This window comes from Microbacterium sp. MYb45 (genome assembly GCF_002979655.1).
Taxonomy (GTDB): domain Bacteria; phylum Actinomycetota; class Actinomycetes; order Actinomycetales; family Microbacteriaceae; genus Microbacterium.
Window position 1 is genome coordinate 940228 of record NZ_PCPG01000001.1, and the last position, 12674, is coordinate 952901.

At 67.7% G+C, this 12674-nt stretch carries 13 protein-coding genes; 7 read left to right on the plus strand and 6 right to left on the minus strand.

Annotated elements, in window-relative coordinates:
• Positions 1–9 precede the first annotated feature (9 nt).
• Positions 10–675: a YitT family protein gene (locus CQ034_RS04470; RefSeq protein WP_029261784.1), complete on the minus strand. Its 666-nt coding sequence runs from the start codon at positions 673–675 to the stop codon at positions 10–12.
• 95 nt (positions 676–770) lie between these two features.
• Between CQ034_RS04470 and CQ034_RS04475 the strand changes: the two genes are divergently transcribed.
• Positions 771–2174: a PLP-dependent aminotransferase family protein gene (locus CQ034_RS04475; protein WP_105710062.1), complete on the plus strand. Its 1404-nt coding sequence runs from the start codon at positions 771–773 to the stop codon at positions 2172–2174.
• A 150-nt stretch (positions 2175–2324) separates the two neighbouring features.
• Here the strand turns inward: CQ034_RS04475 and CQ034_RS04480 are convergent, their stop codons facing one another.
• The gene (locus CQ034_RS04480; RefSeq protein WP_029261782.1) at positions 2325–2828 is read right to left on the minus strand and encodes a DUF3145 domain-containing protein; all 504 of its coding nucleotides are present in this window, start codon (positions 2826–2828) and stop codon (positions 2325–2327) included.
• 172 nt (positions 2829–3000) lie between these two features.
• On the minus strand, positions 3001–3774 hold the full coding sequence (locus tag CQ034_RS04485; RefSeq protein ID WP_105710063.1) for a hypothetical protein: 774 nt from the start codon (positions 3772–3774) through the stop codon (positions 3001–3003).
• A 176-nt stretch (positions 3775–3950) separates the two neighbouring features.
• Here CQ034_RS04485 and CQ034_RS04490 point away from each other — a divergent pair, with 176 nt between their 5' ends.
• The 3 genes from CQ034_RS04490 to CQ034_RS04500 are packed head-to-tail and all read left to right on the plus strand — an operon-like array spanning position 3951 to position 7544.
• On the plus strand, positions 3951–5954 hold the full coding sequence (locus tag CQ034_RS04490) for a DUF262 domain-containing protein (RefSeq protein ID WP_105710064.1): 2004 nt from the start codon (positions 3951–3953) through the stop codon (positions 5952–5954).
• Positions 5951–7204: an alpha/beta fold hydrolase gene (locus CQ034_RS04495; RefSeq protein ID WP_105710065.1), complete on the plus strand. Its 1254-nt coding sequence runs from the start codon at positions 5951–5953 to the stop codon at positions 7202–7204. Before CQ034_RS04490 ends, CQ034_RS04495 begins: the two co-directional genes overlap by 4 nt.
• Before the next feature lie 55 nt (positions 7205–7259).
• Positions 7260–7544, plus strand: a complete 285-nt coding sequence (locus tag CQ034_RS04500; RefSeq protein ID WP_105710066.1) for a hypothetical protein — start codon at positions 7260–7262, stop codon at positions 7542–7544.
• A gap of 75 nt (positions 7545–7619) precedes the next feature.
• Here the strand turns inward: CQ034_RS04500 and CQ034_RS04505 are convergent, their stop codons facing one another.
• From CQ034_RS04505 to glgA, 3 genes are all read right to left on the minus strand, one after another.
• Positions 7620–7877, minus strand: coding sequence for a type B 50S ribosomal protein L31 (locus CQ034_RS04505; RefSeq protein ID WP_028501712.1), 258 nt, complete (start codon positions 7875–7877; stop codon positions 7620–7622).
• Between the two features lie 91 nt (positions 7878–7968).
• A complete protein-coding gene (locus CQ034_RS04510; RefSeq protein ID WP_029261777.1) occupies positions 7969–8754 on the minus strand; it encodes an ABC transporter ATP-binding protein in 786 nt (261 codons plus the stop codon).
• A gap of 17 nt (positions 8755–8771) precedes the next feature.
• Positions 8772–9956, minus strand: coding sequence for a glycogen synthase (gene glgA / locus CQ034_RS04515; protein ID WP_105710067.1), 1185 nt, complete (start codon positions 9954–9956; stop codon positions 8772–8774).
• A 46-nt stretch (positions 9957–10002) separates the two neighbouring features.
• Between glgA and glgC the strand changes: the two genes are divergently transcribed.
• The 3 genes from glgC to CQ034_RS04530 are packed head-to-tail and all read left to right on the plus strand — an operon-like array spanning position 10003 to position 12666.
• Positions 10003–11244: a glucose-1-phosphate adenylyltransferase gene (gene glgC, locus CQ034_RS04520; protein WP_029261775.1), complete on the plus strand. Its 1242-nt coding sequence runs from the start codon at positions 10003–10005 to the stop codon at positions 11242–11244.
• A gap of 47 nt (positions 11245–11291) precedes the next feature.
• Positions 11292–11927, plus strand: a complete 636-nt coding sequence (serB, locus tag CQ034_RS04525; RefSeq protein ID WP_029261774.1) for a phosphoserine phosphatase SerB — start codon at positions 11292–11294, stop codon at positions 11925–11927.
• A 43-nt stretch (positions 11928–11970) separates the two neighbouring features.
• A complete protein-coding gene (locus tag CQ034_RS04530; protein ID WP_105710068.1) occupies positions 11971–12666 on the plus strand; it encodes an alpha/beta fold hydrolase in 696 nt (231 codons plus the stop codon).
• The last annotated feature ends 8 nt before the right edge of the window (positions 12667–12674 follow it).

Here is a 12674-nt window from a genome sequence, read left to right on the forward strand (position 1 = left end):
CGAAGCCGCTCAGACGGCGCGCAGTGCCCCGAGCTGACGCGAACGGGCTTCACGGATGCGCGTGATGCGGGGCAGGAACCACCCGATCAGCGGACCGACTCCGAAGGCGAAGAGCACCGTTCCGACGCCCACCGGGCCGCCGAGGAGGAAGCCGACGAGCAGCACACTCCCCTCGATCAGGGTGCGGACGAGCCACACCGCCCATCCGGTGCGGCGAACCAGCCCCGTCATCAGGCCATCGCGCGGCCCAGGCCCGAAGTCGGCAGCGATGTAGAGGCCCGTCGCGAAGGCGAGGAGCAGGAGCCCGAAGACGAACATGGGGGCACCGATCCACACCGAAGAGGGCTGCGGGATCAGGAAGAGCGCAAGATCGGCGCTCGGGCCGACCAGGAGCGCGTTCAGCACCGTGCCGAGCCCCACCCGCTGACGCAGCGGGATCCACAGCAGCAGCACGACGATCGAGACGAGCACGGTCATGACTCCGTATCCGACGCCTGTCTGCCCCGCCAGGCCCAGCGCCAGAACATCCCACGGCGCCACACCGATGCCACCTCGTACCATGAAGCCGAGCGCCACACCGTAGAGGAACAGACCGACGAGAAGCTGCACGAGCCGCTCGACGAGGTCACGCCGGCTGGTGGCGGCTATGGGGAGGAACAGAGAACGGAGGAACATCCTCCTACTCTGGCCCGTGGACCACGGTCCGATGCGAAGCCACTCGCCGCAAAGTGGCCTGCGCATATCAGACCACTTTGCGCCATGCTGGAGGCATGGGATCACGGCTCGTCGAACAGCTCGGAGTGGATAACGTCGCGGGCACCGCGGCGACGGCGCTCGCCGACCGCATCAGGGCGCTGATCCTCGACGGCCGTCTCACGGTCGGCGAGCGTCTGCCGAGTGAGCGGGCGCTCGCGCTCGAACTGCGCCGATCACGCTCGACGATCACCCGCACCTACGGCCTGCTGGAGGCCGACGGCTACGTCTCCCGCCTGCACGGAGGAAGCACACGGGTCACGCTGCCGCACGGTCGCACCGCTGCGGGCGCGGACGCCGACGACGACGCCATCGACCTCTCGATCGCCTCGATGGATTCGACACCCGGCCTGTACGACGCGACAGTCCGCTCCCTTCCCCGCCTCGCGGCCTTGCGCGGCACGAGCGGGTATTCGCTCCGCGGGCTCCCTGAGCTCCGGGAAGCCGTCGCCCAGCGGTTCCGCGATCGCGGAGCACCGACCTCCGCCGACGAGATCATCATCACGTCGGGGGCGCTCAACGCCGTGAACCTGATCCTCACGGCCATCGGACGTCGCGGCGAGAAGGCACTGGTCGAGCAGCCGACGTTCCCCCACGCGCTCGAAGCGCTGCACCGGCACGGATACCGACCGGTGCCCACGCCCGTCGACGTCGACGGCTGGGACACCCGGCATCTGAACGAGACGCTTCTCGGGACGCGTCCGCACATCGCCTACCTCATCCCCGACTTCCACAACCCCACCGGCGCGACGCTTCCCGATGACGAGCGCTCGCGGATCGTGACGACGGCTCGGAACGTCGGCACCCACCTCATCGTCGACGAGACGACCGCAGAACTCGACATCGACCGCGGATGGACGCCTGCACCGATGGCTGCGAGCGGACCGAATGTCATCACCGTCGGATCGATGTCGAAGATCGCCTGGGGCGGTATGCGCATCGGCTGGATCCGCGCGGAGCGCTCTGTGATCGCGCGACTGCTCGCCGTGCGCCCCTCCTTCGAGTTGGGCACCGCCCTGCTGGAGCAGTGCATCGCCGTGGAGCTGTTGGACGACATGCCGGCGTTGACGTCTCACGTTCGCCGCAGGTTGCGCGCAGGGCGCGACGCGGTCGAGCGCGGCGTCTCAGGGATCGCCGGGTTCCGGATGCCGTCTACGCCCGGCGGCCTCTCGGCCTGGATCGACATCGGGGCACCGCTCTCCACCTCCCTCTCCCTGGCGGCGCGAGAGCATGGTCTCGTCTTGCCGCCGGGCCCCCGCTTCACGACCGGCGGCGTGCTCGAACGTCGACTGCGCATCCCCATCACCCTCCCGCCGGAGCGGACGACCGAGGCCATGCAACGACTGGCTCTCGCCTGGGAAGACGTGCGCGGCGGCGCGCACTCGCGCACCCACGAGCTGCAGCACACCGCCGTCATCTGACCGGCGAGCCACCTCTGCACGACGAGGACCCCGCCTCTTTTCGGGGCGGGGTCCTCGTCGTGCGGAGCGGGGATACGTCTTCTCAGCGTCCGGGATGACTCACCGGCATCCGATACTCACGCCTCCCCCGCTCCCGGTCTGTGGCGTCGGCTAGCCGACCTTGTGGAGCCAGACGACTCTGGCGTCGTCGCTCGCGTGCCGGAACGGCTCCAGTTCCTCGTCCCAGGCGGATCCGAGCGCGATGTCCAGCTCGCGCTGCAACTCGATCGCACTGCCCGCGGCGATCTCCATGGCGTAGCGGATCCGGTCCTCGCCGATGACGATATTGCCGGCGGCATCCGTCTGGGCGTAATGGATGCCCAAGTCGGGAGTGTGCAGCCAGCGTCCGCCGTCGCTGCGCGGAGTGGGGTCCTCGGTCACCTCGAACCGCAGATGCTCCCACCCGCGGATGGACGTCGCGAGAGCAGCCCCCGTACCGACAGGGCCATCCCAGTAGAACTCGGCCCGCCGGGCACCCTCGAGGACGGGCTGCGCGGTCCAGTCGAAATTCACCGCACGCCCGATAGCGCGACCCACCGCCCATTCGAGGTGTGGGCAGAGTGCGCGAGGCGCAGAGTGGATGAACACCACTCCGCGTGAGTAAGCCGTCGCCATGATCTCTCCGTTTCATCAGGTGCGTCTTCCCCAACGACCTGAACCACGAAGTGGCGAGAATATGCGGTTGTGGGCCCATTCTCGCCGAGATCTCCTGAAATCACAAGCATGTGATTCGACGACGAAGGCCCCGGTCACAGGGACCGGGGCCTTCGCAGTGCTCAGAAGAGGATCACGCCTCGCTCATGGCCTGCTTGACCTGCTGGCCCTTCGCCGCGTAGTACGCCGCACGAGCAGCGTCCTTGCGCGCCTGCTCGGCGTAGCCGAACTCCAGCGTCTCCTGGTCGACCTCGTAGTTGGGGACATCGTCAGTGCCGTGGTACTTCTCGATGTACGCGTCGAGCTCGGGGCCCGAGGTCCACGACGTGATGAGGCAGTAGCGCGGCTCGGTGCCGTTGTGCGTGGCGGCGTGCCACAGACGCTGGGTGTCGACGATGAGCTGCGCGCCGGCCGGAAGGGCGATGCGGTACTCGATGCTCGGGTCGGTGCGGTTCTCGCGCAGGACGAAGTAGCTGTCCTTGTCGTCCGTCAGGTTGAAGAAGCCGCGGACCACCCAGCCGGTACCGTCGGGGTTCAGACGGTTGTTGTCGTCCTGGTGCAGGTTGTAGAGGCACTCGCCGTAGGGGGTCGGCTGCAGCTCGATCACGCGGCAGCGGCCGACGTTGGCGCCGGGCTCCTGCGCACGACGCGTCAGGTTCGGAGCCTTCTCGGTCTGCGAATCGATCCAGACGCCGTCCTTGTCGGTGCGCGGCGGCTTGTGGTTCCAGAAGCCGTTGCACTCGATGTCGCCGAAGGCACTGGCGAGCGGCGCGAAGCGGGTGTCACCCGACGACTTCCAGTCGTTGTACTCGATGTCGAGCCATTCCTTGGGGTCGAGCTCCTGGTTGTAGCTGTCGAGAACGACGAATCCCTTTTCCTCGAGGGCAGCGGACTTGATGTAACCCATGATCGAGTCATGTTCCTTTCATCGGGGGCCAGCACGTTTTAACAGGCCCTGATAAGGCAAGCCTAACAGCGAAGCCCGCGAGCCCTTCGGAGGTCGGCCGTGGATAACCGAATAGACTGATCGGGGCGCCCGGCGAGTCCTCGGCACCCGTCGCTACGGGAGGACGAGACACCAGTATGAGCACCGCGACCAACGTCGAGGCGACAGCAGTCAACACGATCGAGTGGCTCGCGGCGGGCAGCACCACCATCGTCGTCCCCGTGTATCAGCGGCAGTACCGCTGGGACATCGGCGGGTGCGAGCGTCTCCTCTCCGACATCCGCGCCGTCGCGCGGGAGGACGACGCCCACCGCCACTTCATCGGCTCGATCCTCTCCGCCGAAGACGGCACGTCGACCGATTCCGACCTGATCCTCATCGACGGCCAGCAGCGCATCACCACGCTGATGCTGCTGGTCGCCGCGCTGCACCATGCGATCCGCGACACCGATGCCGCTCTGGCCGCCTCGTTGGAACGCGTGCTCGTACGCTCGGACGACCGCGGCCGCACCAAGCTGCGCCCGCACGATGCGTGGGCCGAGTTGTACGAGTCCGTCGTGCTCGACCGCCGCGACGACGCGGACCGCGAATCCCGCTTCGACGACAACTACGCCTTCTTCCGCAGTCAGATCCACGTGGACGAGGTTCCCCTCATCTGGCGTGGGCTGCAGAAGCTCGAGCACGTGTCGATCACCCTCGGAGCCCAGGCGAACGCCCAGCAGATCTTCGAGAGCCTGAACTCCACGGGCGAGCCGCTGCGCGACCACGAGCTCATCCACAACTACATCCTGATGGGGCTCAGCCACGCGGAGCAGGTCGACGTCGAAGCCCGGTTCTGGGTGCCGATCGAGCATCACACCGGTGAGGCCATCGGCGCGTTCTGGCGGCACTACCTCGTGCTCGTCACCGGCCGCGAGGTGGCGGCGAACGGCGAGCACGGCGTGTACAGCGCGTTCCGGCAGTCCTTCCCCCGCGTCGACGTCACCCACCTGCAGGCAGACGCGGAAGAGTGGCGGCACTACGCAGAGGTATACGGCATCCTCCTCGATCCCTCACGGGAGAAAGACCCGGAGATCGCGCAGCAGCTGCGGCACGTCAACACCTTCGGGCGCTCGTCGTATCCCCTCGTGCTGAGTGTGTACAGCGATCACGCGCGGGGCGTCATCGACCGCGCCGAACTCCTCGAGACGCTGGAGTGGATCCAGTCGCTGTACCTCCGCCGCGCGCTGGTCAACCTTCCGGCCGAGAGGCTGATCGCCAGGCTCTGCCGCGCACGCCGGGAAGGTCGCGATTCGCTCGCCCGCGCCTTCGCGCGGATCACCCCCTCCGACGAGCGTGTGAGCGCGGTACTGAAGTACAGCGAGCTCCCTCACCCCGCGTACGTGCTCGGTCGCCTGGAAGGCGTCGGCGACGTCGACGGGTTCGACGTGGAGCACATCGTGCCCACTGTCCCCGGCGACGCCTGGTCGGGAGACGGAGAACGCCCCTGGAACGAGTACTCCGAGGACGAACAGAACAGCCATCGCGCGCTCGCCCCGACTCTCGGCAACCTGACCCTGCTCGAGCAGCCGTTGACCGAGCGCGTGTTCGGCGCCGCCTTCCCCGTCAAGCGAGATGAGGCGTATGCCCGCAGCGCGGTGCCGGCGACCCGCGAGCTCGCCGAGGTCCCGACCTGGAACACGGCCGCCATCACCCGGCGCACGGTCGCCCTCACCGCCGACCTGATCCGCATCTGGGCGCGACCGGCACTGCCGGAGATCGACGACGACGGCCTGACCCCGATCCTGGATGCCGTGCGCCGTCGCGGCTGGCCGACCGGCTGGGAACGCGAGTTCGACTACGTCGAGTACCGCGGTGAGCGCTGGGAGGTCCCCGACGTGAAGTACCTCTTCAACCGGGTCTTCCGACGCGCGTGGACCGACACGAGGGCCGCTGCCCTCGCCTACTGTGCCGCCCACGGCGGGCCGATCTACCAGGGCATGGCGTGGAAGGGGCAGTGGGACGCGCTCGACGAATCCCACTTCCTCTACATGGGCTGGGACTCCAACTACATGATGACCGCCGTGCAGGGGGTGCTCGAGGAGTCGGGCATCGCCTCGGAGGTCTTCGTCAAGTACTCCTACATCGGGAATGTGATGTGATCATGACCACCGTCGTCCGCAAGCTGCTGGATCTCACCGTCGAAGAGCACACGCTCACCGTCCCTCTCGTATGGGGCGATCCCGCCGACTCCCGCACCATCGACATCTTCGCGCGCGTGGTCGCCCGCGAAGGCGGTGAGACCCTCCCCTATCTGGTCTTCCTGCAGGGCGGACCGGGGCACGAAGCTCCCCGCCCGTTCCATTCTTCGACGTCGCCGGCCTGGCTGGATGAAGCTCTCGCCCACTACCGTCTGGTGCTCCTCGACCAGCGCGGAACGGGCCCCTCGACCCCGGTCGGCGATCACGATCTCGCCCGCGGCGCCGAGGCCGTGGCCGAGCACCTCACCCACCTGCGCGCCGACTCGATCGTGCGCGACTGCGAGGCGATCCGCGAACACCTGGGAGCTGCCACCTGGAGCGTGCTCGGGCAGTCCTTCGGCGGCTTCACGACGCTGGCCTACCTCTCGACGGACGCGTCCTCGCTGCAGGACGTCTTCATCACGGGCGGACTCAGCGCGATCGGGCGCCACCCCGATGATGTGTACGCGCTCTGCTACGAGAAGATGCGCACGACATCCGAGCGTTACTACCGCCGGTTCCCGGAGCACCGCGACGCCATGCGGCGACTCGTCGATCAGGCAGACGCCGGCGACATCGTCCTCCCCGACGGCGAGGTCGTGTCCCGCTCGCGATTGCGATCGATGGGCTCGGCCCTCGGCACGAACGACGGCTGGCAGACCGTCTGGTCGTTGCTCGAGCGTGACCCTTCCTCCAATGCCTTCCGGCACGACCTGATGCACGCGATGCCGTTCGACGGTCGCAATCCGCTGTATTTCGCGTTCCACGAGTCCAGCTACGCCGACGGCCACGCCACCCGATGGTCGGCCGAACGCACAGAGCCCTCCGACTTCCGCGACGACCCGACGCTCTTCACGGGCGAGCACATCCGGCGCGACTGGACCGAGACGGTTCCCGCCTTCCGCCCCTGGCGTGACGTCACCCGCGCGCTCGCGGAGTACGAATGGCCGAGCATCTACGACGCCGAGGCGATCGCCGCGTCCGGGGCTACGGGCGCCGCTGCCGTCTATGTCGACGACGTGTACGTCCCGATGGAGTTCTCACTCGAGACAGCACGCCTGCTACCCGGCGTGAAGCTGTGGGTGACCAGCGAGCACGAGCACAACGGGCTGCGCTCGGGTCCCGTGCTGTCGCGCCTCATCGACCTGGCGCAGGGCCGCCGCCTGCGCTGAGGATCTCCGCCTCGAGGAGGATGCCGCTCTTCTCCGTCACGCCTATCCTGAAGTCATGAAGGACGTGATGGCGTGGGCGACCGTGATCATCGTGCTGGGCATGGGCCCCGCTCTGCTGATCTTCGGGATGATGCACACCTTCTCGCGGAAGCCGGTCGAGGAGAAGTACGAGCACGTCGCCAACGGCGGCCTCGTCGGCGTCTTCGACAGCGTCTGGTCGCCCAGTGCCCATGAGGCGAACCAGGAACGCGACCGGCAGACGCAGCGGACGGCACCGGCGCCCTCGCCCGGCGACCCGCCGAGCCGCATCGACTCCGGCCGTATCGTCATCGACGTCTGAGACCGTCCCAGAGCCCTCGAGGAACGAAGAAGGCCCCACGCTCCGAGGAGCGTGGGGCCTTCTTCGTGGCAGTCGTTACTTGGACGAGCCGCCGAAGCCCTTGAAGCGCTGGTTGAACTTCTCGACGCGGCCGGCCGAGTCCATGATGCGCTGCTTGCCCGTGTAGAACGGGTGCGACGCGGACGAGATCTCGACATCGATGACGGGGTACTCCACGCCGTCCAGCTCGATGGTCTTGTCGCCGGTCACGGTCGAACGGGTGAGGAACGTCTCGCCCGAGCCGAGGTCGCGGAACACGACAGCCTTGTACTCGGGGTGAATGTCAGTCTTCATGGGATTCCTTAGTTGCTGCCCTGGATTGTGCCAGGGACGAGGGAAGTCTGCGGTGCGGAGAGCACCAAGGGTCGATTCTATCAGACCTGGATCAGGATGCTGCGCGGGCGGCGTAGCGGCCGTCTTCGCTGCTGAGCACGATGGGCATGCCGAACGTGTCGGTGAGTGCCTCGGCCGTGAGCGTCTCGGCGATCGGTCCGGCCGCGACGATCGCTCCGTCGCGAATCAGCATCACGTGCGTGAAACCCACCGGGATCTCCTCGACGTGGTGCGTCACCATCAGCATCGCCGGCGTCGTCGGCGAGGAAGCGTACCCGCTGAGCAGCGCCAGCAGCTCTTCTCGCGATCCGAGATCGAGCGAGGCGGTCGGCTCGTCCAGCAGCAGCAGCTCCGGATCGGTCATCACGGCGCGCGCGATCTGCACGCGCTTCTGCTCGCCATCGCTCAGCGTGCCGAACGTGCGGTCCGCCAGGTGGTCGAGGCGCCAGTCGGCGAGGACACGGAGCGCGCGGCGCTCATCGATGTCCTCGTAGTTCTCGTTCCAGCGACCGAGCACCGAGTATGCGGCGGTGAGCACGGTGTTGAGGACCGTCTCATCGCGGGGAACCCGCTTGGCCATCGCGGACGAGGCGAACCCGATGCGCGGGCGCACCTCGAACACGTCGGTGCGGCCCAGAGTCTCGCCCAGCACGGTCACGGTGCCCGAGGTCGGATGCATGAGGGTGTCGGCCAGCTGCAGGAGGGTGGTCTTGCCTGCCCCGTTCGGTCCGAGGATCACCCATCGCTGATCGTCGTCGACCTCCCAGGTCACGTGATCGATGATGTTGCGTCCTTCACGGCGCACGACGACGTCGGTGAATTCCAGAGCGCTCGGCATGGTTCCAGCCTATCGGCTCAGGCGGTGAGCTCCGCGTAGAGCGCGCGCGTCGTCTCCGCGATCGCGGCCCAGCTGAAGTCGTCCCGCGCGCGCTCGCGTCCGGCCTCACCGTAGGCCCGCGCGCGCTCCGGATCCATGGCGACCTCGGTGAGCACTGCGGCCAGGTCCGCCACGTAGCGCTCCGGATCCACCGGCGTGCCGGTGCCGTCCTGCAGCTGTTCGATCGGCACGAGCCGACCAGTGACGCCGTCGGACACGACCTCGGGGATGCCCCCGGTCGCGGTGCCGACGACCGCAGCGCCGCAGGCCATCGCCTCGAGGTTCACGATCCCGAGAGGTTCGTAGACGGAGGGACAGACGAAGGTCGTCGCCGCGGTGAGGATCGCCGACAGCTCATCGCGCGGCAGCATCCGCTCCACCCAGATGACGCCTTCACGCGTCTCCTGCAGAAGCCGCACTCCCTGTTGCACCTCGGCCATGATCTCCGGAGTGTCCGGGGCGCCGGCGCACAGGACGAGCTGCACCTCGGGCGGCAGGAGTCGGGCGGCCTGCAGCAGATACGGCAGACCCTTCTGCCGCGTGATCCGGCCGACGAACACGACGGAGGGACGTGCGGGATCCATTCCGATCGACCGGAGGAACTCCGCGTCCTGCACCGGGCGCCAGCGTTCGACGTCGATACCGTTGTGGATCACGCGGACCTTCGCAGGGTCCACCTGCGGATAGCTGCGGAGGATGTCGGCGCGCATGCCGGCGCTCACCGCGATCACCGCGGCGGCGTTCTCGTAGGCGAGTCGCTCGATGCCGCTGGAGATCGCGTACCCGCCACCCAGCTGCTCGGCCTTCCATGGGCGGAGGGGCTCCAGGCTGTGCGCGGTGAGAACGTGCGGGATGCCGTGAAGCTGCGAGGCCAGGTGGCCGGCGAAGTTCGCGTACCAGGTGTGACTGTGGACGAGGTCGGCGTCGGCGATGGCGGCGACGATCTCGAGGTCTGTCCCCAGCGTCTGGAGCGCGGGGTTCGCTCCGGTGAGTTCCGCAGGCGTGCGATAGGCGAAGGTACCGGGTTCGTCGCGGGTCGCCCCGAACGCACGCACCCGCACGTCGACGTGCTCTCGAAGCGCGGCGACGAGTTCCGCCACATGCACTCCGGCACCGCCGTAGACCTCGGGCGGGTACTCCTTCGTGATCATTTCGACTCGCATGTCTGAACGCTAGTACAGCGGCCGGGAACGCATCTATGGTGGAGCCATGTCCGCTCCAAAGAAGGTCTTCGGGATCATCCTCGCCGGCGGCGAGGGCAAGCGCCTCATGCCGCTCACGGCGGATCGCGCGAAACCCGCAGTGCCGTTCGGCGGACAGTATCGCCTGATCGATTTCGCCATCTCGAACCTCATCAACTCCGGCCTACGGCAGATCGTCGTGCTGACGCAGTACAAGTCGCACAGCCTCGACCGGCACATCTCGCAGACCTGGCGGATGTCGGCGCTCCTCGACTCATACGTGACCTCGGTCCCCGCGCAGCAGCGACTCGGCAAGCGGTGGTTCTCGGGATCCGCCGACGCGATCCTGCAGAGCATGAACCTGATCAATGATGAGAAGCCCGACATCGTCGTGGTCATCGGCGCCGACCACGTGTACCGGATGGACTTCCGGCAGATGCTGGAGGCCCACATCGAATCCGGTGCGAAGGCGACCGTCGCCGGGATCCGCCAGCCCCTCGCCCTGGCTTCGCAGTTCGGGGTGATCGATGCCGATGCCGAGTCCGGGCGCATCAAGCAGTTCTTGGAGAAGCCGACCGACATCGCCGGCCTCGAGGATTCGCCGCACGAGGTGCTCGCCTCGATGGGGAACTACATCTTCGATGCCGACGCACTCATTGCCGCCGTCGAGGCCGACGGCGAGTCGCCGACCTCCGGGCACGACATGGGCGGCGACATCGTCCCGTACTTCGTCGACCGCGGCGAGGCCGGTTACTACGACATGAAGCAGAACGATGTGCCCGGCTCCTCCCCGCGCGATCGTTCCTACTGGCGGGACGTGGGGACGATCGACTCGTTCTTCGACGCGCACCGCGACCTGATCTCGACCCTGCCCGTGTTCAACCTCTACAACATGGAGTGGCCGATCCACTCGCAAGCGGTCAACTCGCCGCCCGCGAAGTTCGTGCGGGACTCGGTCGGGCGCATCGGGAATGCGATCGACTCGATCGTCTCGCTCGGATCGGTCCTGTCCGGCACCCATCTGGAACGCAGTGTGGTCGGCCCCTGGACGCTCGCCGGCGGCGGCTCGACCATCACGGACTCGGTGGTTTTCGACCACGTCCAGGTGGGACAGGGCGCGCGCATCCATCGGGCGATCCTCGACAAGAACGTGGTGCTGGCCGACGGGGCGACGGTGGGCGTCGATCGCGAGCGGGACCTCGCACGGGGTTTCACCGTGACGGAGTCCGGCATCACCGTCGTCGGCAAGGGCGTTTTCATCGAACGCTGACGCCGTCATGGCGCATCGGCCCGCCAGGTGATCGATAGGCTCGTCGGGTGACCGCTGCGCGCTTCCTCGTCGTCCTCGATGCCGACTCCACCCTGATCCGCAACGAGGTGATCGAGCTGCTCGCCGACGAGGCCGGGCGCCGCGCGGAGGTGCAGGCGGCCACGGAGGCGGCCATGCGCGGCGAAGTCGACTTCTCCACGAGCCTTCGTTCCCGGGTCGCGGCCCTTCAGGGCGTGCCGGTCTCGGCATTCGAGCGGGTACGTGCACGGATCGAACCGACGCCCGGAGTTCGCGATCTCACCGCCGCCGTCCACGACCGCGGCGGTGTCGTCGGAGTCGTGTCCGGGGGGTTTCACGAGATCCTCGACCACATCGCGCCGGGGCTCGGAGTCGACCGGTGGCGCGCCAATCGCCTCGAAATCGCCGATGGGGAGCTCGCCGGTCGTGTCGACGGCGACATCGTCGACGGCGCGGTCAAGGCCACCTCGCTCCAGGAATGGGCGGCCGAGCTGGGCGTACCGTCGCACGCGACGATCGCGATCGGCGACGGCGCGAACGACCTGCAGATGATGGCGGTCGCCGGACTCGGCCTTGCCTTCAACGCGAAGCCCGCGGTTCGCGAAGCCGCGAGCCTCGTCATCGGACCGCAGGATCTGTCCGAGGTCATCGCGCTGCTCCCGTAGCCGAGACCTGGTGAATGTCGGTCGCCGCAGCTAGCGTCGGCTCATGGACATCATCCTCATCCCCGGACTCTGGCTCGACGCCGCGAGCTGGAACGACGTGATCCCCGCTCTCGAACGGGCAGGGCACCGCGTGCACGCCCTCACCATGCCAGGGCTCGGCGAGCCCGCGGCCGCCACCTCCGATGTTGGCATCGCGGACTGGGTCGACGCCGCGGTCGCCGCAGTCGATGAGGTCGACGGCGATGTCGTGGTCGTCGGACACAGCGGAGGTGGCAACGTCGCATGGGGTGTCGCCGATGCGCGCCCCGACCGCGTGAGCCGAGTGATCTTCGTCGACACCGTCCCTCCTCCGCCCGGAAACGGGATCAGCGAATTCCCGATCGTCGACGGGGTCGTCCCGTTCCCCGGCTGGGACTTCTTCGAGGATGAAGACGTGCACGACCTCGACGAGGCCACACGCGCACTCACAGCGCCGCTCACGTCGAGCGTCCCCGCACGCGTGCCGACCGACGGCATCGCCCTCACCGACCCCGCGCGCTATCGAGTGCCCGTCACACTGCTCATGGGCGATCTGGATCAGGCGACGTTCGAGGGGCTGATCGACCAGTGGGGCCCATTCGGCGAGGAGTACCGCGCGATCGAGGATGCGGAGGTCATCCGGATCGGCTCCGCCCACTGGCCGCAGTTCACCGTGCCGGATCGCCTCGGCGAACTCCTCACCGCAGCGATCTCGCGCTGATCGAACGG